The organism is Clostridium sp. UBA1652 (genome assembly GCF_002320975.1).
Taxonomy (GTDB): Bacteria; Bacillota; Clostridia; order Clostridiales; family Clostridiaceae; genus Clostridium_T; species Clostridium_T intestinale.
On the sequence record NZ_DCLI01000048.1, the window covers coordinates 88,797 to 111,571 of the forward strand.

Genomic DNA, 22,775 nt, shown 5'->3' on the forward strand with positions numbered 1-22,775 from the left:
ACAAATTTAATTTTAAATCTCTTTTTAACTTAAAACAAGTATTTTATCTAAAAATCTTCTATTTCTTCTCTAGTTATTAATACTTGTCTCGGTTTTGAGCCATCTTTTTTAGTAATAATCTCTCTTTCTTCAAGTTGCTCTATTATTCTTGCCGCTCTATTAAATCCAATTCTAAGTCTTCTTTGTATATATGAAGCTGACGCTTGACCACTCTCTACTACAACCTTTATTGCTTCATCTAGTAGCTCATCTGCATCTTCATCATTTGACGAATTACCATTAGAAGAGCTTTCACTATTTATATGTTCAATTATTTGCTCATCATAATTAGCCTCTTCCATTTCAGATTTAATTGATGATACTACTTTTTCCACCTCTTCTTCACTTATAAAAGCCCCTTGTATTCTTTGAGGTTTAGATTCTCCAACTGGATAAAATAACATATCTCCTTTTCCAAGAAGTTTTTCAGCTCCAGATGAATCAAGTATTGTCCTTGAGTCAATTTGCGATGATACAGCAAAAGAAATTCTAGATGGAATGTTTGCCTTTATTACCCCTGTTATTACATCTACAGATGGTCTTTGGGTTGCTAATACTAAATGCATACCAGCAGCTCTAGCCATTTGAGCTAATCTTGCAATATATTCTTCAACGTCATTTGGACATACCATCATTAAGTCAGCTAATTCATCTACTATTATAACTATATAAGGTAACTTTTCTTCTGTTTCACCTTTTTCCATTAGCGTATTATATGATTGAATATTTCTTACTCCAGTTTCAGCAAACAATTTATATCTTCTAGTCATTTCATTTACAGCCCAATTAAGAGCTCCAGCAGCTTTTTTAGGATCTGTAACTACAGGGATTAATAAGTGAGGTATCCCATTATAAACGCTTAATTCTACAACCTTAGGGTCAATCATTAAAAGAGATACTTCTGATGGTGAATATTTATACAATATACTCATTATCAGTGTATTTATACACACTGATTTACCTGAACCTGTTGCACCTGCTATAAGTAAATGAGGCATCTTACTCAAATCTGCCACAACACATTGTCCTGCAATATCTTTTCCTATTGCAAAGGCTACACTGCTACTACTTGACTTAAACTTTTCCTCATCTAAAACCTCTCTTAGAAATACAGCAGTTATAACTTTATTTGGAACCTCAATTCCTACCGCAGACTTTCCAGGTATAGGCGCTTCAATTCTTACCCCTGAGGCAGCTAAACTAAGTGCTATATCATCTGAGAGATTAACTATTTTTGATACTTTAACGCCAGCACTTGGCTGCAATTCATATCTTGTTACCGCAGGTCCTTTAGTAACTTGAAGAACCTTCGCTTCAACTCCAAATGAACTTAATGTTTCTTCTAACTTAGTTGCAGATGCAATAAGTTCCTTTTTATCTTCTTTATTTATATTTAAATTATTGTTTGTATTTAGGTATTCTAATTTAGGTATATTGTATTTTACATCTGCTTTACTTTCTGTTATTTTCTCTGTTATCTCTCTGTTAACTACTTCTTTTAAGTTATTGTCTAGTTTTTTACTTTCACTCTTTGACTCACTTTTGGTATCCCCCATTTGAAACACAGCTATCTCTCTAGGCTTCTCTCCCTCATCTGAGTGAATAGAGGAATTTTTCATAAAGTCTAGTATCTTAATCTTTTTATTTATTCCTTCTATATAACCATCCTGCTCAACATATGGCTCTAATTGGATATTTTCTTTCTTTTTTTCTTTAAGATTATTTTTTGAACTAACCTTATCTTTTATATCTTTACTTTTTGTTTTTAAATTTAATCCTATATCGAAAATTGATAAGTCAAATATCAGTATTAGACATATAGCATATATAAGCATATATATAATAATAGATCCTATTATTCCTAGGAGCTTGTACAAAGGATAACTAATTATTATTCCAAGTAAACCTCCATTGTTCCACGAAGGATTATCAAAAACTTTAAATATAAATTCCATTAAAGAAATATTTTTATCTTCTACACTATCTATACTTAAAGAAGATACCATTAAAATTGTGTTAATCATAAAAAATGTTACGGGATATAAGTTTTTATTAATGCTTAAGTTCCCTTTAGATTTTATTGTTAATACTCCATAATACATTATGTATAACGGAATAACATATGATCCTATTCCAATTAAAACAAATAAAATATTCTTAGATATATTTGAAAAAAGTCCTGCTAAATCTGTATAAACTCCTATCATTAAAATAAATCCAGCAGCTATCCAAAGTAGTCCTTTTATATCTGAATTGCTTTTATTTTTATTTGATGTTTTTTTACTAGATTTCCTCGCCATTTTATCACCCCTAAATTTGTATTCTACATTTTAGTCAAATATCCTCTTTAATATAAATAAACCACAGGAAACCCTATGGTTTATTTATATATTTATTCTATCATAGATTCCAACTTATCTAAAGCGGCTTTTATGCCCCCAACCTCATCTATAAGTCCTATATCAACAGCTTCTTTACCAATAAGTATAGTTCCCATATCATTTAAAAGTTCATCAGTTTCCATCATAAGTTTTTTAAGCTTTTCTTTATTAACCTTTGATGTCCTCACTATAAAGTCATTTATTCTATCCTGCATCTTATTAAAATACTTAAATGTCTGAGGTACTCCTATTACAAGCCCATTCATTCTTATAGGATGAATTATCATAGTTGCTGATGGAGATATAAAAGATACGCTCGCAGATGTTGCAAGAGGTACTCCTATAGAATGGCCTCCTCCAATAACTAAAGAAACTGTAGGTTTTGAGAGACTGTTTATCATTTCAGCAATTGCAAGACCTGCCTCTACATCTCCTCCTACTGTATTTAAAATAATCAGTATTCCCTTAACTTCTGGATTTTGTTCCATAGAAATAAGCTGAGGAATTACATGTTCATATTTAGTCGTTTTAGTATTAGGAGGCGAAACCATGTGCCCTTCTATTTGACCTATTATAGATACAATCTGAATTCTTTCGTCTGGTTTAGAAACGGAAGTATTTCCAAATTCTTTTATAGACGCAATATCATCATTTTCTTCTTTAGTTTCTTTTTTTTCATCACCGTGATTTTTATCTATAATTTTATCATCATCTTTTAACTTTTTATTATCTATTTCATAAAAATTATTCCACATAAACATACCTCCTGTACTTTTATATTTTGTACAGGAGGATATATTTTATACTAACTTAATTCAAAAGTTCTATGTAATGTATTAATTGCCTTCTGAACATTGTCAGTGTGAATTAAACACCATATTGTCATGTGAGAATCTGCAGTTTGTAAAACTTCTATGTTACTATCACTTAAAGCTTTGATTATTTTAGCCATTACTCCAGGAATACCAGTCATTCTAGAACCTACAATAGCTAAGTTACTACAGTTTTCTATAATAGTATATTTTATATTAATATCTTTAAATATCTTCTCTAATCTATTTTTCATTGAATCATCAATTGTAAATATTTTTTCCTTTGGGAAGATATTGATTAAATCTAAACTTATGTTATTATTTGCTAATATATCTAAAAGTTCTTTATAATGATTATTTCCTTGATTATCCTCACTCTTTATAGATACTTGAGTTCTTCCACTTAGATGAGTTATACCTGTTATAATTCTTGTGTTTTGTATATCTCCAACATTATTAATTAATGTTCCCTTACAGTCACTCATAGTATTTTTAATTATAAGAGGAATATTGCCTCTCATTGCAGCTTCAACAGCCTTTGGATGTATAACCTTAGCCCCTTGTTCAGCAAGTTGGAAAACTTCATTATAGCTTATAATATCTATTAATGCGGCCTCTTCTACTATTCTTGGGTCAGCTGTCATTATACCATCAACATCTGTATATATTTCAATAGCTTCAGCCTTTAGTGCTGCACCTATTAATGCAGCAGAGGTATCACTTCCCCCTCTTCCTAATGTAGTTAAAAATCCATCCTGAGTCACTCCTTGGAATCCAGTAACAATTGGAACCTTTCCTTGAGATAATATATCCATTAGGATTTTAGTACTTACATTTAAAGATTTTGCATCAGAGAAGTTATCATCAGTTAGTATGCCTGCTTGTCCTCCTGTTAAAGGAACTGCAGCTATATTATTTTCGTAAAAAACATTACTCATTACAACCGAACTAATTATTTCCCCACAACACATTAATAAATCAGCTGCTTGTTTGTTTTCATCCTTAAAATCACTGCTTAAAAGTGATAATAGTGTATCAGTTGCATAAGCTTCCCCTTTTCTTCCCATAGCAGAAACTACTACTACAGGACTATATCCTTCGCTTATTGCATTTTTAACTTTATCAACTACAGACTTTCTTCTCTCTGGAGTCGAAACTGACGTTCCTCCAAACTTTTGTACTATAATTTTCAAAATACCACTCCCCCTGTTATTTAAAGCCTTGCTCTTTTAATGTTTTCCTCTTCTACATCTAGTATAATAGTTTTTGCCCCAATTTTTTTTACATAATCCCATGGTATTTCTAAATATTCATTTCCACCAAAAAAAGTGAATTTAGAGTTACTTAGATTGACAATTAGAAACTTTAGTCTTCCTTCGCCATCCACTATTATGTCATTATTAGAAAGATAGTTATACTTCTCTCCATCATTTACGTTAATTATCTCAAAGTTTTCAATTTCACTTAATGTTTTAATTGTATTATCATTCATGTTAATCCCTCCTCAAAAATTAATATTCATTAAGAAGGGATTTTATAACTAAAATATTAAGAGGATTTTTATTTATTAAAAGATACAACATTATTTTGACATAAACTGCTAAGAGTTTCAAGTGAAACATTTCTACCTACAAATGCCCCATTTATAATGCCATCATTAAAACAAATTTCTTGAACTTCTTTAATAGAGTTTTTGTTTATAGCATCTATTTTCTTTATCAAATCATCAGGCGTAACTATCTTATTTTTATACAAAACAGATTTACCATTGTTGAACATTCTAGAAGAAGTACTCTCTAGACCAAGAATATAACTTGCTTTTATTTTTTCTTTATTTATGTCTATTTCCACTTGGGTAAATTCTCTACCTCTAAAATCATATAGTTCTTCTTTTATTACATTAATGGCTTTTTCAGCATATGATGGACTTAATCCAGTATATATATTTAAAGTACCTGTATTTTGATATGTAAGAAGATACGAATATATTGAGTAACATAATCCTAACTCTTCCCTAACCTTTTGGAAAAGTATAGAAGATGCCCCACCACCTAATATATTATTTAGTAATAAAAGGCTATATCCTCTTTCATCTCCCTGCTTAATTCCTGTAAGTCCAAAATTTATATGTAGTTGTTCTATATTCTTTTCAGTATACAGAAAACTTCTCTTAATCTCTGGCGTATTATATTCAAATGCTTCTTTATTAGATGCACTCCAATCGCCAAAATATTTTTCTATAAGTTGTTTCAAATTAATTTCATCAAAGTTTCCACATATTGATATAACGGTATTACTTGGAGTATACATTTCTTCAATATAACTTTTTATCTTGCTTGAATCAAAACTTCTTACAGTTTCTGGAGTTCCTAAAATAGGATAAGCTAAAGAGTCCTTATAAAAGGCTGAAACAGCATGAAGATCTCCTAAGACATCTTCTGGAGAATCTTCACTCATATAAATCTCCTCAACTACAACACTTTGCTCTTTTTTTATTTCCTCATCATCAAATTTAGAATTCAATATCATATCCGAAAGTACATCTATAGATAACTCTAAGTGCGTATTTAATGCCTTAATATAGTAACATGTCGATTCCTTACTAGTATATGCATTAATTTGACCACCTACATTTTCTATTTCTTCTACAATACTTTTAGCTGATCTTTTGTCTGTTCCCTTGAAGAGCATATGTTCTATGAAATGAGAAATCCCATTTAAATCTTCCGTCTCATTTCTAGAACCATTTTTAACTATAACCCCAACACTTATGGAGTTTACATGTTCTATTTGTTCAGTTACAATCCTTAGACCATTCTCTAGTGTATATAAATTGTACATAATAACCTCCATATTAAAAAATAAAAAGGCAATTTATGCCCTTCTATTCTTCATCTTTTTTCTCTGTATTCACTATTGCATCTTTTCTTGAAAGATTTATTCTTCCTTGAGCGTCTATTTCTGTTACTTTAACAAGAATTTCATCTCCTACCGATACTATATCTTCAACCTTGTTAACTCTATTCACATCTAATTTTGATATATGAACTAAACCTTCTTTACTTGGAAGTATTTCTACGAATGCTCCAAAATTAGCTATTTTAGTAACTTTACCTAAATAAACTTCTCCAGCTTTAACTTCTTTAGTTAATCCCTCGATTATTTTTAAAGCCTCTTTTACTCCTGTTGAATCAGATGAAGAAATAAATATCTTTCCATCTTCCTTTATATCTATCTTAACACCAGTATCAGCTATTATTTTATTAATAACTTTTCCGCCAGCTCCGATAACATCTCTTATCTTTTCTGGATCTATAGACATAGTTGAAGTTTTAGGAGCGTATAATGAAACCTCTTCTCTATGCTCTGGTATACATTCTTTTATCTTATCTAAAATTTCCATTCTTGCTTTTCTTGCATTTGTTATAGCTGTTCTTATTACATAATCAGAAAGACCTGCAATTTTTGTATCTACTTGAATTGAAGTTATTCCAACTTCAGTTCCTGCAACTTTAAAGTCCATGTCTCCAAAGAAATCTTCTATACCTTGAATATCTGTGATTACACCTTCTTCAGTTAAATCTTCTGAAGTTATTAATCCCATAGCTATTCCTGCAGCAGGTCTCTTTAGTGGAACTCCTGCATCAAGTAAAGCTAAAGTAGATGCACATACTGAAGCTTGAGATGTAGATCCATTCGAACTTAATACTTCTGATACTAATCTAATAGTATAAGGAAAATCTTCTTGAGAAGGTATTAATGGTTCTAAAGCTCTTTCTGCTAATGCTCCATGTCCTATTTCTCTTCTTCCTGGTCCTCTTAGTGGTCTAACTTCTCCTACACTGTAAGATGGAAAGTTATAATGATGCATATATGTTTTAGAAACAGATTCTCCGATTCCATCTAATATTTGAACATCTCCTATAGCTCCTAAAGTTGCTACAGTCATTACTTGAGTAAGTCCTCTTGTAAATAGACCCGTTCCATGAGTTCTAGGTAAAATATCAACTTCACAAGATATCTTTCTTAATTGGTCAAATGCTCTTCCATCTGGTCTTTTCTTTTCTTTAAGTAGCATTTCTCTAACTACTTCTTTTTGAATTCTATACACTACATCGTTAACATCACTCATGTTGTCTGGATATATTTCTTTAAACTCTTCTGAAATTTTTGCTTTAACATCATTCATTGATAAGTTTCTCTCATCTTTATCAATAATATGCATAGCTTCATTAATTATGTCAAATGAAAAATCTCTTACATTCTTTTCTATCTCTTCATCTACATGATATAAATTGGGAACTTTTTTTTCTTTTCCAAACATTTTCATAGCTTCTTCTTGAAAAGCAACTATTTTCTTACACTCTTCAAATCCAAATGATATAGCGTTAATCATTGTTTCTTCTGGAATTTCATTTCCACCAGCTTCAATCATCATTACTCTTTCCTTAGTAGCACATATAGTTAGCTCCATATCAGAAATTTCTCTTTCTTTTGAAGTTGGATTTACTATAAAGTTATTATCTATCAATCCTATTTGTACAGCTGCAACAGGTGTATCAAATGGAATGCTTGATAAACATAAAGCTGTAGATGCTGCATTTATAGCTAGGATTTCTGGAAGATTGTCGTTTTCCACAGAAACTACTGTACAAACTACTTGAACATCATTTCTATATCCTTTAGGGAATAATGGTCTTAATGGTCTATCAACAGCTCTACCATTTAAAATAGCATTTTCTGAAGGTCTTCCCTCTCTTTTTATAAATCCACCTGGTATTTTCCCTACTGCATATAATCTTTCTTCATACTCTACACTTAGTGGGAAAAAATCAATCCCTTCTCTTGGTTTTTCAGATGCATTAACATTTGTTAATATAACTGTATCTCCATAGCTCATAAATATAGCGCAATCTGATAACATTCCAACTTTACCAGACTCAACCTTCATATTTCTTCCAGCTACAGTAGTTTGATGAAAATTATTCATAAACTAACCTCCTTTTGGTTAATATAAATTCTACATATTTTTACAAATTTTGCCTCATTAAAATAATAGAGCGGATAAACCGCTCTAAATTATCTTCTTAAACCTAAGTTCTCTATTATAGCTCTATATCTTTCAATATCTATTCCAGATAGATAGTTTAATAGTCCTCTTCTTTGACCAACCATCATTAGAAGTCCTCTTCTTGAATGGTGATCCTTTTTATGAGTTCTTAAATGATCTGTTAAAGAGTTTATTCTTTCTGTTAATAAAGCTATTTGCACTTCTGGAGATCCAGTATCTCCTTCATGTCTTGCATACTTTCCTATAATTTCTGCCTTTTTAATTTTATCCATGTAAAACACCTCCGTAATTTATCCCCTACTACCAAGAAAAAAGTCGGCTACTCTTAACACTTAGAAGTAGGTTCCTAAAGGGTATTATAGCAAAATCATCTTTTTTTGTAAATGTATTTTTAAAAAGATATTTTTATTTCCTCATTTAACGCAAAATTTCTATCGTCTTTTAGTTGATTTATTAACTCTTCCATAGAATTAAATTTTTCTTCATCTCTAATTCTTTTAATGAAATATACTTTCATTTGTAAATCATATATTTCTTCACTAAAATCCAATATATACGTTTCAACAGTAAGTTTTTTATCTCCACTTACCGTTGGATTATATCCAACTGAAGTTATACCCTTATATATTTCATTATTAACCAAAACATTTGTATAATATACACCTGTTTTAGGTAATACATAATTACTATTATACTCTAAATTTGCTGTAGGGAATCCTAGCTGTCTCCCTAACTTCTTACCATGTATGACTTTGCCTTCTAAAAAATATTCTCTTGATAGCATCTTATTAGCTTCCTCTAAATCTCCATTGGATATTTCTTCTCTTATTCTTGAAGAACTAACTACTTCTTCCCCATAAGAATAAGCATCCAACACATAAACTTTATAGCCATAAACAGCTTCAAGACTTTTTAAAAGCTTAATATCACCTTTATTTTTATATCCAAATTTATGATTAAATCCAACGATTATTCCTTTAGCTTTATACTTTTTACTCAAAAGCTCTACGAAATCTTCTGGCTGCATTTTCATAACATTCTCATTAAAATCTATTAGACAACAGATATCTATCCCTAACTTTTCTAATACTGATAATTTTTCATCTTTATTCATTAGTAATTTAGGGGCAGATTCTGGCCTTATAAAACTTAAAGGATGATTTTTAAAAGAAAAAACCATACTTTTCCCATTAAACTTATCAGCTAGCTCAATAGCTTTATTTATTAATGTTAAATGTCCAATATGTAGACCATCAAAGCTTCCAAGTGCTATATATGTGTCTTCAGAAATAATTCCTTCGTACTTCTCATCTATTACAACCATTCATATACCTCTTGATTTTATTACATTAGATTTTTTTCCAGTTTAAAACCATAAGAATCCATTTTACCTATACCTATAAACGTTTCTTCACTGGTATATACTCTAAAAAGCTTATCCTCTTCAACTCTTGCTTTACAAAATCTTTTATCTGAAACTTTAACCCCGTTTAAAAGTAACTTTTCATATCCATTTTCTATAATAATTTTATCATAGAAATCTAATGTTTTATCCATAGTCATTAAGTTATCTTCTACAATAACTTTTTCCAAATCATCGTAATTTATAGCATCATCTATTGAAAACGGACTAGATAAAGTCCTTTTTAATTCAGTCATGAAAGCCCCAACTTCAAGTTCTTTACCTATATCATAACACAAGCTTCTAATATAAGTTCCTTTGGAGCACACGACATCCATCGATATTTTAGGAAGTGATATTTGTATATTTTCTATACTGTAAATAGTAACTGGTCTTTTTTTTCTTTCGACCTCTATTCCTTTTCTTGCTAACTCATATAATCTTTTACCATTTTGTTTTAGTGCTGAATACATTGGAGGTTCTTGCATTATAGGTCCTTTAAAAGATTCTATAACTTCAAGTACTCTATGTTCGTCAATTCCAATAACTGGTTTTTCATCAATTACTTTACCTTCACTGTCGTAAGTATCCGTAATTTTTCCAAGCTCAAAAGATACACTATAACCTTTTTTACCTTCCATTATATAATCAATTATTTTGGTAGCTTTTCCAATACAAATAGGCAAAACTCCTGTCGCCAAAGGATCTAAAGTACCAGTATGACCAACCTTTTTTACTCCAACAATCTTTCTTACCCTAGAGACAACTTGAAAAGATGTTATCCCTTTAGGTTTATTTACAATAATTACACCATTCATTATATCAACTCTTTTTCTATTGCGCTAAGAAGTAATTCTTTAGCTTCATCTATTGATTTCTCCTTGAAAAATACACCTGAGGCCTTAGAATGTCCGCCTCCTCCAAAAAGTCCTGCAATATTTCTAACATCGAAATTATTTTTACTTCTTAAACTTACTTTAATCCCGTTAGAAGCTTCCTTAAGTAATACAGCAACTTCTACTCCTTTAACTTGTAATCCAAAATTAACGACATCTGCTACCTCTTCAGGAGGTATACCTATAGCATCACATATACGATTTGTTATTTCTAAAACCGATACTTTACCATTAAAATATGTTCTTATGTTTTTTATAACCTCACCTAATAGAATCAAACTCTCTATAGGCTTATTATCAAAAAGTTCTGAATGTACTACTGAATTATTTATACCTAAGGATATTAATTCCCCAGCTATCTCATGGGTTCTCTTAGTTACATTCGAATGCCTAAATGATCCTGTGTCAGTAACAATAGACGTATATAGACATGTAGCCATGTCCTTATTAACGATAACATTCATAGCCTTAAGAAGTGAATAAACTATCTCTGCTGTAGCTGAAGCGTTAGTATCAACATAATTAATTTGTGCATATTTATCATTTGATAAGTGATGGTCTATATTTACTGTAGTTCCTTTATAATTACCTAGCTCTGCCGATACTCTTTCAAGATTGCCACAATCTAAAATAATCACTAAATCTGTGTCATCTTTAGGTTCATAGACTTCGTTATCTATTTCGGAGGAACAAGGGAGAAAACCCAAGTCCTCTGAAATAACATCTTTTGAAAGTATATAAGAAATTTTACCTAGCTTCCTAATACCTTGTAGTAAAGCAAGTGCACTTCCTACCGCATCACCATCAGGAGATACATGGTAAGTAATCCCTATTATAGAAGATTCATTAATTTTCTTTATTATATCTTCCATGATTATTTCTCCTTAGTCTTTTCAATTAGAGAATCTATATACATTCCTCTAGAAATTGATTTATCCTCTTCGAATATGATTTCTGGAGTATATCTTAAGTTTATTCTATGACCTAATTCTCTTCTTACAAAACCACTAGCACTTTTTAAAGCGTCTAATGTTGCTGCTTTTTCTTCTTCATTATTTGTAAAAATTGAAACGAAAATCTTAGCATATCTTAAATCTTTAGTTACATTTACATCAGTAACAGATACCATTGCTGAAAGTCTAGGATCCTTTATTTCATATTGAATCAGAGAAGAAACTACCTTCTTTACTTCTTCATTAATTCTGCCACCTCTATAATTAGCCATAAAATCACCTCTTTACAGTTCTTTTCTCTTTATAGCTTCCATAGTATAAGCTTCTACTATATCGCCTTCTTTTATATCATTAAATCTTTCAATTGTTATTCCACATTCGTATCCAGCATTAACTTCTTTAACATCATCTTTAAATCTCTTTAATGAGCCTAATGTTGATTCAAAAATAACAATGCCTTCTCTTATTACTCTTACATCTGAATTTCTAACAAGCTTTCCATCTAAAACATAAGATCCTGCGATAGTTCCAACGTTAGAAATTTTATAAGTTTGCCTAATTTCCGCTTTTCCAAGTATAACTTCTTTATATTCTGGATCAAGCATTCCTATCATAGCAGATTTTATATCTTCAATTGCATCATATATAATTCTATATGTCTTCATATCAACATTTTCTTTTTCTGCTGTAATAGTTGCATTAGAATCTGGTCTAACATTAAATCCTATAAGTAATGCATTTGATGCAGCTGCTAAAATAACATCACTTTCAGTAATGGCTCCAGCGCCTCCATGTATAACTCTAACTTTCACATCATCTGTTGATAATTTCTCTAATGAAGATCTTATTGCTTCAACAGAACCTTGAACGTCAGCTTTAACAACAACAGATAATTCTTTGATTTTTCCTTCTTTGATTTGAGAGTATAAATCTTCTAAAGATACTCTGTGACTTGAATTAAGTTGATCAGTTCTATCTTTATCTTTTCTTGATTCAGCCATTGTTCTAGCAGTTTTTTCATCTTTAACTACGTTGAATCTATCTCCTGCTGATGGAACTTCTGAAAGACCTAATATCTCTACTGGTATAGATGGTCCTGCTGATTTTATCTTTTTACCCTTATCATCAAACATTGCTCTAATTCTACCATAAGTTGACCCTACTATTATAGAATCACCTACGTGTAAAGTACCATTTTGAACAAGAAGACTTGCAACAGCTCCTCTTCCTTTATCTAATTTAGCTTCAATTACAGTTCCTTTAGCTCTTCTATCAGAATTTGCTTTTAATTCTTGTATTTCAGCTGTAAGAAGAACCATTTCTAGAAGAGAATCTAAATTTTCTTGTGTTTTAGCAGATACAGGTACACATATAGTATCCCCACCCCAGTCTTCAGATACTAATCCATATTCTGTCAATTCTTGTTTTACTCTCTCTATGTTAGCACCAGGTCTATCTATTTTATTAATCGCTACAATCATTGGAACTTCTGCTGCCTTACAGTGATTTATAGCTTCTCTAGTTTGAGGCATTATTCCATCATCAGCTGCAACAACCAATATAACTATATCTGTAATTTGAGCACCTCTTGCACGCATAGCAGTAAATGCTTCATGTCCTGGAGTATCTAGAAAAGTAATTTTTTCATCATTTACCTTTACAGTATAAGCTCCAATATGTTGAGTTATTCCACCAGCTTCTTTTTCTGTAACGCTAGATTTTCTTATAGCATCTAAAAGAGAAGTCTTACCGTGGTCAACATGACCCATTACCGTTATGATTGGTGGTCTCTTAGAAAGATTTTCTTCCTTATCAATATCTTCTTCTATTTTCTCTAAAGTTAAATCATCAGCTTTTCTCTCTAAAATTATTTCAAATTTCTCTGCAACCTTTTGAGCTGTTTCAAAATCTATCTCTTGATTTAATCCAGCCATAACACCTTCGAACATTAATGTTCTAATTACTTCTGTGCTTGGTTTCTTAAATTTATCAGCTAAATCCTTAACTGTGATGCTGTCACCAATTTCTATAACTTCTTCTATTGATCCATCATTTAGTTCTTCATCACTTTTCTTATTTCTGTTCTTTTTCTTTTTCTTAGCTTGATTATTAACTTCTTCAGCAATTCTTTCTTCATATTCATCTACTATAGTTTTTTTCTCTTCATCACTTACTACAGTAGTTGACCCTGCTAAAAGTTCCTTAATTAATGCAGCATCTTCATCTTCAATTACACTCATATGATTTTTTACTTCAACAGCGAATTCTTCGGCTAGTAAGGTTATCAAATCTTTACTTGAAATACCTAGCTCTTTCGCTAATTCATACACTCTAATTTTAGACATGTATTCACCCCCGAATATTATTAAATTTTATTACTTTTATTTTCTTTATAGTTAATCAATAATTTATCAGCCATATTTTTATCAGTAATTCCAATCACATTTATCTCAACTCTTCCTATTGCCATTCCTAAATCTTCTTTTGAAAATTCATCGATAAATGGTATGTTTTCTTTTATGCAATAAGTAGAAAATAATTTGTAGGATCTTTCTGATAAATCATTTGAAAATATAAATAGATGTATTTTCTTTTTCCCTAAGGAATCTTCACATTTATTATATCCTTCAATAACTTTACCGGCTCTTTTCACCAATCCTAAAAATTGAAAAAATTTATTAATCATTTGAAATCACTTCTTTCAATTTTTCATAGATTTCAGCATTTATTTCACTTTCTAAGTTCTTATTTAAGCGCTTTGCTTTATATGACTTCTCTAAACATTCAACATTTTTGCAAATATATGCGCCTCTTCCTGACTTCTTGCCAGTTAAATCAACAGATATCTCTCCTGTAGGAGATTTTACTATTCTTATTAACTCTTTTTTAGGTTTCATCTCCATACATCCATTACACATTCTCATTGGAATCCTTTTGACTTTCATTAATAACACCTCTCTATTCTTTTATCTGAGATTTGCTTTTAATGTCTATTTTCCAGTTAGTTAACTTTGCTGCTAATCTAACATTTTGACCTTCTTTACCTATAGCTAAAGAAAGCTGAGAATCGTCAACAACTACTTTTGCTGATTTAACTTCTTCATCTATTGTTACATCAAGTACTTTTGCTGGACTTAATGCATTTGCAATAAATTCTTCTGGAAGCTTACTCCATTTAATTATATCAATTTTCTCATTTTTAAGTTCATTTACAATGTTTTGTACTCTTTGACCTTTTGGACCAACACATGCACCCATAGGATCAACATCATCTTCATTTGAATGAACTGCTATTTTAGTTCTTGAACTAGCTTCTCTTGATATTGATTTAATCTCTACTATTCCAGTATATATTTCTGGAACTTCTAATTCAAATAATCTTCTTACTAAACCAGGGTGAGTTCTTGAAACCAAAACTTGAGGACCCTTAGATCCATTTTTAACTTCAACTATATATAATTTTAGCATTTCATTAAAATTATACTCTTCTCCTGGCATTTGTTCATTTGGACCTAAAATTGCTTCTAATTTGCCTAAATCAACAAAGACATTGCCTCTGTCTTTCCTTATTACAGTTCCTGTAATAATATCAAATTCTTTTTCTTTAAACTCATTATAAACAATTTTTCTTTCAGCTTCTTTTATTCTTTGAAGCACAACTTGTTTTGCTTGCATAGCAGCTATTCTTCCAAAATTTCTTGGAGTTACTTCTATTTCAACAATATCACCAAGTTCATATCTTGGATCAATTTCTTTTGCATCTGGCAGCTCTATTTCAGTTAAAGCATCATAAACGTCTTCAACAACTTCTCTTTGTGAGTAAACATGTAGCTCTCCAGTTTCTGTATTTATACTTACTCTAACATTTTGAGCCCCTCTGTCACTTCCAAAAGAATAGTTCTTTTTATAAGCGTTAATCAAAGCATCTTCTATAGTTGCAAATAGTAACTCTTCACTTATTCCCTTATCTCTAATGATTTCTTTTAATGCACTAATGAATTCCTCATTCATTGATATACCCTCCTTAATCTATATCTCCCCTTCAATATTTATGGACTTGATTTTATCTTTTGGAATTATAATACTATTATTATCCCTTAAAATAACAATTTCATCCTCTTTTATTTCGGATAACGTCCCTTTAATAACTTTTTCACCATTAACAGCCTTTAAAAGTCTTGCAACTACTTTAGAACCTATACTTTTAATCATATGTTCATTAGTAAATAGCTGTCTATCAATGCCTGGTGAAGATACTTCTAGATAATATTGACCTTCTATAGGATCTGATTCATCCATTAAATTGCTTACTAATCTACTGATCTTTTCACAATCACTTAAGGATATACCATTATCTGAATCAATATATACCCTTAAATAATACTCATTATTTTCTTTTACATATTCAACATGATAGAACTCATATCCTTGTTCATCTACCAAAGGTTTTATAAGTTCTTTAAGCTTATCTTCCAATTCAATCTTTTTCATCTTTTAACCTCCTTTACTAGCCTTACCGTTTAGTATAGCCAATAGTTAGCTTATTAATATAAGCTATATAAAAACGCAACATTTATAGTTGCGTTTTACAAATAGAAAGAGCGGACAAATTGTCCACTCCCTTCTACGCTTCTATTTAAATAAACTTTCTATTTTTATAATAACATAGTAATAATTGGATTACAACCTTTATTTGAAATTATCTTTTTCTATCCAAATAATGAAATTTGGTTTGTTTCACCAAGACCCTCTAGACATCCATGAATCGTTAAAGTTTCTATAACTGTTTTTGATATTTTAGCTCTTATTCTTAAATCTTCTTTTGATATAAATTCTCCATCTTTTCTTACCTCTACTATACTTTTTGCTGCATTATCTCCAACACCTTGAAGAGAATTAATAGGTGGTCTTATCATACCATTTTCTATTTTAAATTTTACAGAATCTGATTCGTAGAGATCAACTTTTAAGAACTTAAATCCCCTCTTAATCATTTCAAAAGCTATTTCTAATATAGTCATTAATCCTTTATCTTTTTGGGTTACATTATTACCCATCTGATATATCTCTTGTAGCTTATTTTTAATAGCACCCTCACCTTTACATATAAGTTCAGCATCAAAATCATCTGCTCTAACTGTAAAGTAAGTTGCATAGTAAGCTAAAGGATAATAAACCTTAAAATATGCTATTCTTACTGCCATCATAACATAAGCAACAGCATGCCCTTTTGGGAACATGTATTTTATCTTTTTACAGGATTCTATGTACCATTCCGGAACACTATTCTCCTTCATTATCTGTTCATACTCCTCGGATACACCTTTTCCTTTTCTCACTTTTTCCATTATATTAAATGCCGTCTTAGGAGGAACCCCTTTGTAAATTAAGTAAACCATAATGTCATCTCTTGTAGAAATACATTCACTTAATGTAGTATATCCTTCTTTAATGTAATACTGAGCATTATTAAGCCATACATCAGTACCATGTGATAGTCCCGATATTCTAACTAAATCTGCAAAAGTTTTTGGCTTAGTATCCAAAAGCATTTGTCGAACAAATTTAGTTCCAAACTCAGGAAGTCCATAGGTTCCCACCTCACATTCAAGCTCTTCTTTTGTTATCCCAAGTGCATCAGGACTTGTAAATAAACTTAATACTTTTTCATCATGAAGAGGAATTGTTTTGGGATCTATACCTGTTAAGTCTTGAAGCATTCTTAAAACTGTTGGATCGTCGTGACCTAATATATCTAATTTTAATAGTCTACCACTTATTGAATGATAATCAAAGTGCGTTGTAACTACATCAGAATCACGATCATCTGCTGGATGTTGTATTGGACAAAAATTATGAATATCATTATCTCTAGGTACAACCATTATACCGCCTGGATGCTGGCCTGTAGTTCGTTTTATACCTGTACATCCTAGTGTCAATCTCTCTATTTCCGCCGATGATGCTATTATATTTCTTTCATCTAAATATTTTCTAACATATCCATATGCAGTTTTTTCTGCTACAGTTCCAATAGTTCCTGCTTTAAATACAAACCCCTTTCCGAATAAAACCTCAGTATATTTGTGAATTACACCTTGGTTATCTCCAGAAAAGTTTAAATCTATATCTGGTTCTTTATCTCCCTCAAAACCTAAGAAGGTTTCAAATGGAATGTCATGACCATCTTTTTTATATAAGGTTCCGCAATCAGGACAATTTTTGTCAGGTAAATCAGCTCCAGAACTTATAGATCCATCTAAAAAGAATTGCGATTTTTTGCAATTTGGACATACATAATGGGGTGGTAGCCCATTAACTTCTGTAATATCAGACATAGTTGCTACAAATGAAGAACCAACAGATCCTCTTGAACCAACTAAATATCCATCAGAAATTGATTTGGCAACTAATTTTTGAGCAATTAAATAAAGCACTGCATATCCATTTGATATAATTGAATTAAGTTCTTTATCCAATCTCTTTTGAACTACTTCTGGTAAATTATCTCCATAAATACTATGAACCTTATTTAAAGTCATATTTTTAATATCGTCCTCTGCCCCATCAATTTTAGGTGGATAGGTTTCATCTGGTATTGGCTTACAGCCTTCTATTTGATTTGCTATAAAATTAGTATTTTTAATAACAACCTCATAAGCCTTATCTTCACCTAAATAATCAAATTCCTTTAACATCTCATCAGTTGTTCTTAGATACAATGGTGGCTGACTATCAGCATCACTAAAGCCTTGTCCCGCTAATATTATTTTTCTATAAACTTCATCTTCTGGATCCATAAAATGCACATCACAAGTAGCTACAGTAACTTTTCCTAGTTTTTGTCCAAGATCATATATATTTCTATTTATTGTTTTTAATTCTTCTCTATCTTTTACATTTCCCTTTTCAATTAAAAACATATTATTGTCTATAGGTTGTATTTCTAGATAATCATAAAAACTTGCAATTTCTTCTATTTCATTTTGAGATTTACCATCTAAAATAGCTCTATATACTTGACCAGCCTCACATGCAGACCCAATTATTAACCCTTCTCTAAACTCAGATACAAGTGTTTTTGGTAATCTAGGTTTTCTATAGAAATTATCTAAATGTGCTTTACTAACTAGTTGATATAAATTTTTAATCCCCACTTGATTTTTAGCAAGTATTATTACATGGTACATAGGCAGCTTACCAATATCAACATTATTTAAAAACTCTTCATTTAGCTTATCTAGGTTATCTATATTAAAATCTTCTACTAATTTCTCAAAACATTTTAATAAAATCTCAGCTGTTGCCTTTGCATCATCTACTGCTCTGTGATGATTTTCTAAAGAAATACCTAAATGTTTTGCTATTATATTAAGTTTCACTCTTTTTAAGTCTGGATATAAAAATCGCGCTAAAGGAACAGTATCTAAAATACTAAAAGAAAATTCTAGTGATAAATTGTTACAATTGGTTTTAATAAAAGAGCAGTCAAATCCTGCATTATGAGCAACCAAAACTGAACCTTTACAAAAAGCTAAAAATTCTGGCAACACTTTATCAATAGTAGGTGCATCCATCACCATACTATCTTCTATTGACGTTAGTTCAGTAATATTAAAGGGAATTGTTCTCTCTGGATTAACAAAACTTGAAAATCTATCTATTACTTTACCATCACATACTTTAACTGCCCCTATTTCTATTATTTTATCATTTTTAGGTGAAAACCCTGTTGTCTCTATATCAAAAACAACGTAAGTATCTTTAATACTTTGATTTTTAGAATTTAGAACTATAGGAACCCCATTGTCAACTAAATATCCCTCTAGTCCATATATAACTTTTATTCCATGTTTTTTAGCAGCATCCATAGCTTCAGGATAGGCCTGAACTACACCATGATCAGTTATTGCAATTGCTGGATGACCCCACTTAGCTGCCCTTTCTATAAGTTTTGAAGGTGATGTGACAGCGTCCATTGTACTCATTGTAGTATGACAATGAAGCTCAACTCTTTTTTCAGAAGCTAAATCCTGTTTTACAATTTTCTGCATCTTTACTATATCTCTAACACTAAAGGTTATTTCTCTTGAGTAATTATCGTATCTTGCCTCTCCCCTAATCTTGCAGTATAATCCTTTTTTAACATTCTCCAAAACTCTCTCTTGAACTTTAGAATTTAAGAAGGCTTTTACAACAATAGAGGATGTATTATCTGTAATAAAGAAGGTTAGAAGTATCTTTCCGCTTTTAGTTTCTCTTGTTTCTAATTTAAATATCTCTCCTGTTAAAGCTACTATCCCTAATTCCTCATTTACACTCTTTATAGGAATAGATTCTTCTACAATAGCTCTTCCCATAATTATATTTTCATTATCTATTTTTACATCTTTATTACTATAATCTTTCTTCTGTACTTCTGCTGACTTTACTGGCATTTTGGGTCTTTCAACCTGGACATTGCTTTTTATTTCTTTTATTATTTTTTCTGTCTCTTGCTTTTTATAGACTTTATATTCTTCACTTATCTTTATGTCAATTTCACTATCAAACTTTAAACTAACTACTGCTTTAAATCCAAATATAGAATTAATATATTTTCTTAATAAGTCTTGCATCTTCTGTTTTTTTGCAAAATTTATTAGTATCTCTGAGCCATAAGAAATTATTAAAGAGTTATCTATAACTTCTTTTTCTCCGGACAATAAAATATTTTTAGTTAATGGATGCTTTTTAATTATTTCTTCAATCAATTCGTTCCAGTGCTTATCTACAATCTCTTTTAATCTTATATTGGATATATCTATAATACATAAAATATCTATGTCAACATTCAAATTCAACTTTTTTGTAATTATCTCTCTAACACTTAATTCTTCCTTACTACTTAAGGCTTCTTTACTTCTTAAGATAACCTTTAATTTATTACTTTTTTTCATATATTGAAAACCTGAAATTCTAAGAGCTTTTTCCTCAATATCTTCAAGTTTATAAATTTCTTTATTTATTGACTCTATAAATTCCTTACCCAAGGAAAATTCCTCCTAGCATAATTAAAAATAATTTTGAATACCAAAAGCAAAAGAAGAAATCCAGCGTGCTGAATTTCAACTATACTTTTTCTATTTTAACTTGTTATCTAAAGTTTATCAATTTCTTTCATTAATTCTTGAACTAAATCTTCCTCTTTAACTTTTTTTAATATTTCACCCTTTTTGAAGATTATACCTTCACCTTTTCCTCCTGCAATTCCTATATCAGCTTCCCTAGCTTCTCCTGGGCCGTTAACAACACACCCCATAATAGCTACCTTTATATCTTTTTTGCAGCTTGAAAGTTTATCTTCAATCTCTTTAGCTATTCCTATAAGATCAATCTGAGTTCTTCCGCATGTTGGACAAGAAACAAATTCTATACCACCTTTTTTAATTCCTAAAGCTTTTAGAATTTCATTCCCAACTTTAATTTCCTCAACAGGATCACCAGTTAAAGATACTCTTATTGTGTCTCCAATCCCCTCAGCAAGTAAAGTTCCTATTCCAACAGAAGACTTTATTGTTCCTCTCCAAGGAGTTCCAGACTCTGTAACTCCTAAATGAAGAGGATAATCTGACTTTTCACTCATAAGTCTATAACTATTTATCATAGTTTGAACATCAGAAGATTTTATAGATATAACAATATTTCTAAAATTCATCTTTTCTAATATATCTGCACTTTTTAAAGCACTTTCAACTAATGCTTCAGGACATGGCTTTCCATACTTAGCTAGAAGCTCTTTTTCTAATGATCCTGAGTTAACACCTATTCTTATAGGTATGTTTTTATCATTACATGCTTCAGCAACCATTTTTACTCGTTCAATTGAACCAATATTGCCTGGATTAATCCTTAAGGCTGAAACTCCATTTTTTATAGATTCTAAAGCTAGTTTATAATCAAAATGAATATCTGCAACTAGAGGAATACTTATTTGTTTGGCAATTTCTCCTATAGCTTTTGCCGCCTCCATATCTGGAACTGCACATCTTATAATATCACAACCAGCAATTTCTAAGTTTCTTATTTGATTTACTGTACTTTTAACATCTCTAGTATCTGTATTGGTCATAGATTGGACTGTTATTCTACTATCTCCACCTATAAATGTTTTATTACCAATCTTAATCTTTCTTGTTTCTTTTCTAAACATATTCTACACCTCTAAAATTGAACTGGAAAAAGTATATCCTTAATTGTTACTAAAATCATTATTCCTAATAAAAGAGTTAATGCCACACTATTAACGTAATTTAATATTCTATCAGGTATTTTTTTGCCTGTAATTAATTCTATTAATATAAAGAATGCCCAACCACCATCTAATGCTGGGAAAGGTAATAAGTTAAATACAGCTAAATTTACTGAAATAAATGCAGTAAAATATAGAAGACTCCAAATACCTGCTTTAGCAGCTTCTCCACTCATTCTTACTATTGTTACAGGTCCGCCAATATCTGTTTTCAGATTAGCTTTACCTGAAAATAACATCTTAAATCCTAAAAATGTCTGCTTAACTAATGAAACTGTTTGATTTGCACCATATTTAATTGATTGAGTAAATGAAGGATTATCAACTCTGCCAAAGTAGAATCCGATTTGATAGTTTCCTTCCTCGGTCAACTTAGGTGTTATATTAAAGTTTCTTGTTTCGTTATTACGATTAATCTCAACATCCAATGGGTTTCCTTTAGCTAATGCTACAGCTACAGATACATCTTCAGCTGTTAGTATTTTCATATCATTTATTTTAGTGAACTTATCTCCAGCTTTAAGACCAACCTCTTTTGCTGGGGAATTATCAACTATATCCTTAACCTCTGGAGTACTAAAACCTAAATTCATACCCATGGTAATAAAAATAACTATTGCTAAAAGATAATTCATAACAACACCAGCTACTATAATACTTATCCTTCTTAGTGGGGATTTGCTTGTAAGGCTTCTTTTATCATTAACCTCTTCTTCCTCCCCAAGCATAGCAACTCTTCCACCTAGAGGGAGAATCCTTAAACAATAATCTGTCTCACCAACTTTAACACCTATAACCCTAGGTCCAAAACCTATAGAAAACTCCTCAACTTTTACCCCATTTACCTTTGCCATTATAAAGTGACCTAATTCATGAACAATTATTAGCACAGAAAATGCTAATATAGCTGCTACTATATACATCTATTTC

At 30.7% G+C, this 22,775-nt stretch carries 19 protein-coding genes; all 19 read right to left on the bottom strand.

What is annotated here, in order from left to right; genetic code table 11:
- Positions 1 to 47 precede the first annotated feature (47 nt).
- Positions 48 to 2,339: a DNA translocase FtsK gene (locus tag B3N22_RS08660; RefSeq protein ID WP_238904510.1), complete on the bottom strand. Its 2,292-nt coding sequence runs from the start codon at positions 2,337 to 2,339 to the stop codon at positions 48 to 50.
- A gap of 92 nt (positions 2,340 to 2,431) precedes the next feature.
- Entirely contained in the window at positions 2,432 to 3,175 is a 744-nt protein-coding gene (locus tag B3N22_RS08665; RefSeq protein ID WP_238904508.1) for a ClpP family protease, read from the bottom strand.
- 50 nt (positions 3,176 to 3,225) lie between these two features.
- Positions 3,226 to 4,425 (bottom strand): aspartate kinase, encoded by a 1,200-nt coding sequence (dapG, locus tag B3N22_RS08670; RefSeq protein WP_073015998.1) that lies wholly within the window; start codon positions 4,423 to 4,425, stop codon positions 3,226 to 3,228.
- A gap of 20 nt (positions 4,426 to 4,445) precedes the next feature.
- The gene (locus tag B3N22_RS08675; protein WP_073015996.1) at positions 4,446 to 4,724 is read right to left on the bottom strand and encodes a YlmC/YmxH family sporulation protein; all 279 of its coding nucleotides are present in this window, start codon (positions 4,722 to 4,724) and stop codon (positions 4,446 to 4,448) included.
- A 68-nt stretch (positions 4,725 to 4,792) separates the two neighbouring features.
- On the bottom strand, positions 4,793 to 6,073 hold the full coding sequence (locus B3N22_RS08680; RefSeq protein ID WP_238904506.1) for a M16 family metallopeptidase: 1,281 nt from the start codon (positions 6,071 to 6,073) through the stop codon (positions 4,793 to 4,795).
- 43 nt (positions 6,074 to 6,116) lie between these two features.
- A complete protein-coding gene (locus B3N22_RS08685; protein WP_073015992.1) occupies positions 6,117 to 8,222 on the bottom strand; it encodes a polyribonucleotide nucleotidyltransferase in 2,106 nt (701 codons plus the stop codon).
- A gap of 89 nt (positions 8,223 to 8,311) precedes the next feature.
- Positions 8,312 to 8,575, bottom strand: coding sequence for a 30S ribosomal protein S15 (gene rpsO / locus B3N22_RS08690; protein WP_021802097.1), 264 nt, complete (start codon positions 8,573 to 8,575; stop codon positions 8,312 to 8,314).
- 119 nt (positions 8,576 to 8,694) lie between these two features.
- Positions 8,695 to 9,627, bottom strand: coding sequence for a bifunctional riboflavin kinase/FAD synthetase (locus tag B3N22_RS08695; RefSeq protein WP_286906342.1), 933 nt, complete (start codon positions 9,625 to 9,627; stop codon positions 8,695 to 8,697).
- Between the two features lie 20 nt (positions 9,628 to 9,647).
- On the bottom strand, positions 9,648 to 10,523 hold the full coding sequence (gene truB, locus B3N22_RS08700; RefSeq protein WP_073015988.1) for a tRNA pseudouridine(55) synthase TruB: 876 nt from the start codon (positions 10,521 to 10,523) through the stop codon (positions 9,648 to 9,650).
- Positions 10,523 to 11,479 (bottom strand): DHH family phosphoesterase, encoded by a 957-nt coding sequence (locus tag B3N22_RS08705; RefSeq protein WP_286906434.1) that lies wholly within the window; start codon positions 11,477 to 11,479, stop codon positions 10,523 to 10,525. Before B3N22_RS08705 ends, truB begins: the two co-directional genes overlap by 1 nt.
- Positions 11,476 to 11,826: a 30S ribosome-binding factor RbfA gene (gene rbfA / locus B3N22_RS08710; protein ID WP_021802101.1), complete on the bottom strand. Its 351-nt coding sequence runs from the start codon at positions 11,824 to 11,826 to the stop codon at positions 11,476 to 11,478. Before rbfA ends, B3N22_RS08705 begins: the two co-directional genes overlap by 4 nt.
- Before the next feature lie 12 nt (positions 11,827 to 11,838).
- Positions 11,839 to 13,899 carry a translation initiation factor IF-2 gene (infB, locus tag B3N22_RS08715; RefSeq protein WP_286906345.1) on the bottom strand — a complete coding sequence of 687 codons (2,061 nt, stop codon included), beginning with the start codon at positions 13,897 to 13,899 and terminating at the stop codon, positions 11,839 to 11,841.
- 20 nt (positions 13,900 to 13,919) lie between these two features.
- Entirely contained in the window at positions 13,920 to 14,237 is a 318-nt protein-coding gene (locus tag B3N22_RS08720) for a ribosomal L7Ae/L30e/S12e/Gadd45 family protein (RefSeq protein WP_286906436.1), read from the bottom strand.
- On the bottom strand, positions 14,233 to 14,499 hold the full coding sequence (gene rnpM / locus B3N22_RS08725; RefSeq protein WP_286906347.1) for an RNase P modulator RnpM: 267 nt from the start codon (positions 14,497 to 14,499) through the stop codon (positions 14,233 to 14,235). Before rnpM ends, B3N22_RS08720 begins: the two co-directional genes overlap by 5 nt.
- A gap of 13 nt (positions 14,500 to 14,512) precedes the next feature.
- Positions 14,513 to 15,565: a transcription termination factor NusA gene (gene nusA, locus B3N22_RS08730; RefSeq protein WP_073015984.1), complete on the bottom strand. Its 1,053-nt coding sequence runs from the start codon at positions 15,563 to 15,565 to the stop codon at positions 14,513 to 14,515.
- Positions 15,566 to 15,583: 18 nt separating this feature from the next.
- Positions 15,584 to 16,045, bottom strand: a complete 462-nt coding sequence (gene rimP, locus B3N22_RS08735) for a ribosome maturation factor RimP (protein ID WP_073015983.1) — start codon at positions 16,043 to 16,045, stop codon at positions 15,584 to 15,586.
- 218 nt (positions 16,046 to 16,263) lie between these two features.
- Entirely contained in the window at positions 16,264 to 20,586 is a 4,323-nt protein-coding gene (locus B3N22_RS08740; RefSeq protein WP_286906349.1) for a PolC-type DNA polymerase III, read from the bottom strand.
- Between the two features lie 107 nt (positions 20,587 to 20,693).
- Positions 20,694 to 21,746, bottom strand: a complete 1,053-nt coding sequence (gene ispG, locus B3N22_RS08745) for a flavodoxin-dependent (E)-4-hydroxy-3-methylbut-2-enyl-diphosphate synthase (RefSeq protein ID WP_286906350.1) — start codon at positions 21,744 to 21,746, stop codon at positions 20,694 to 20,696.
- Between the two features lie 11 nt (positions 21,747 to 21,757).
- Complete coding sequence (rseP, locus tag B3N22_RS08750; protein WP_286906353.1) at positions 21,758 to 22,768, bottom strand: RIP metalloprotease RseP; 1,011 nt, start codon at positions 22,766 to 22,768, stop codon at positions 21,758 to 21,760.
- Between the last annotated feature and the right edge of the window lie 7 nt (positions 22,769 to 22,775).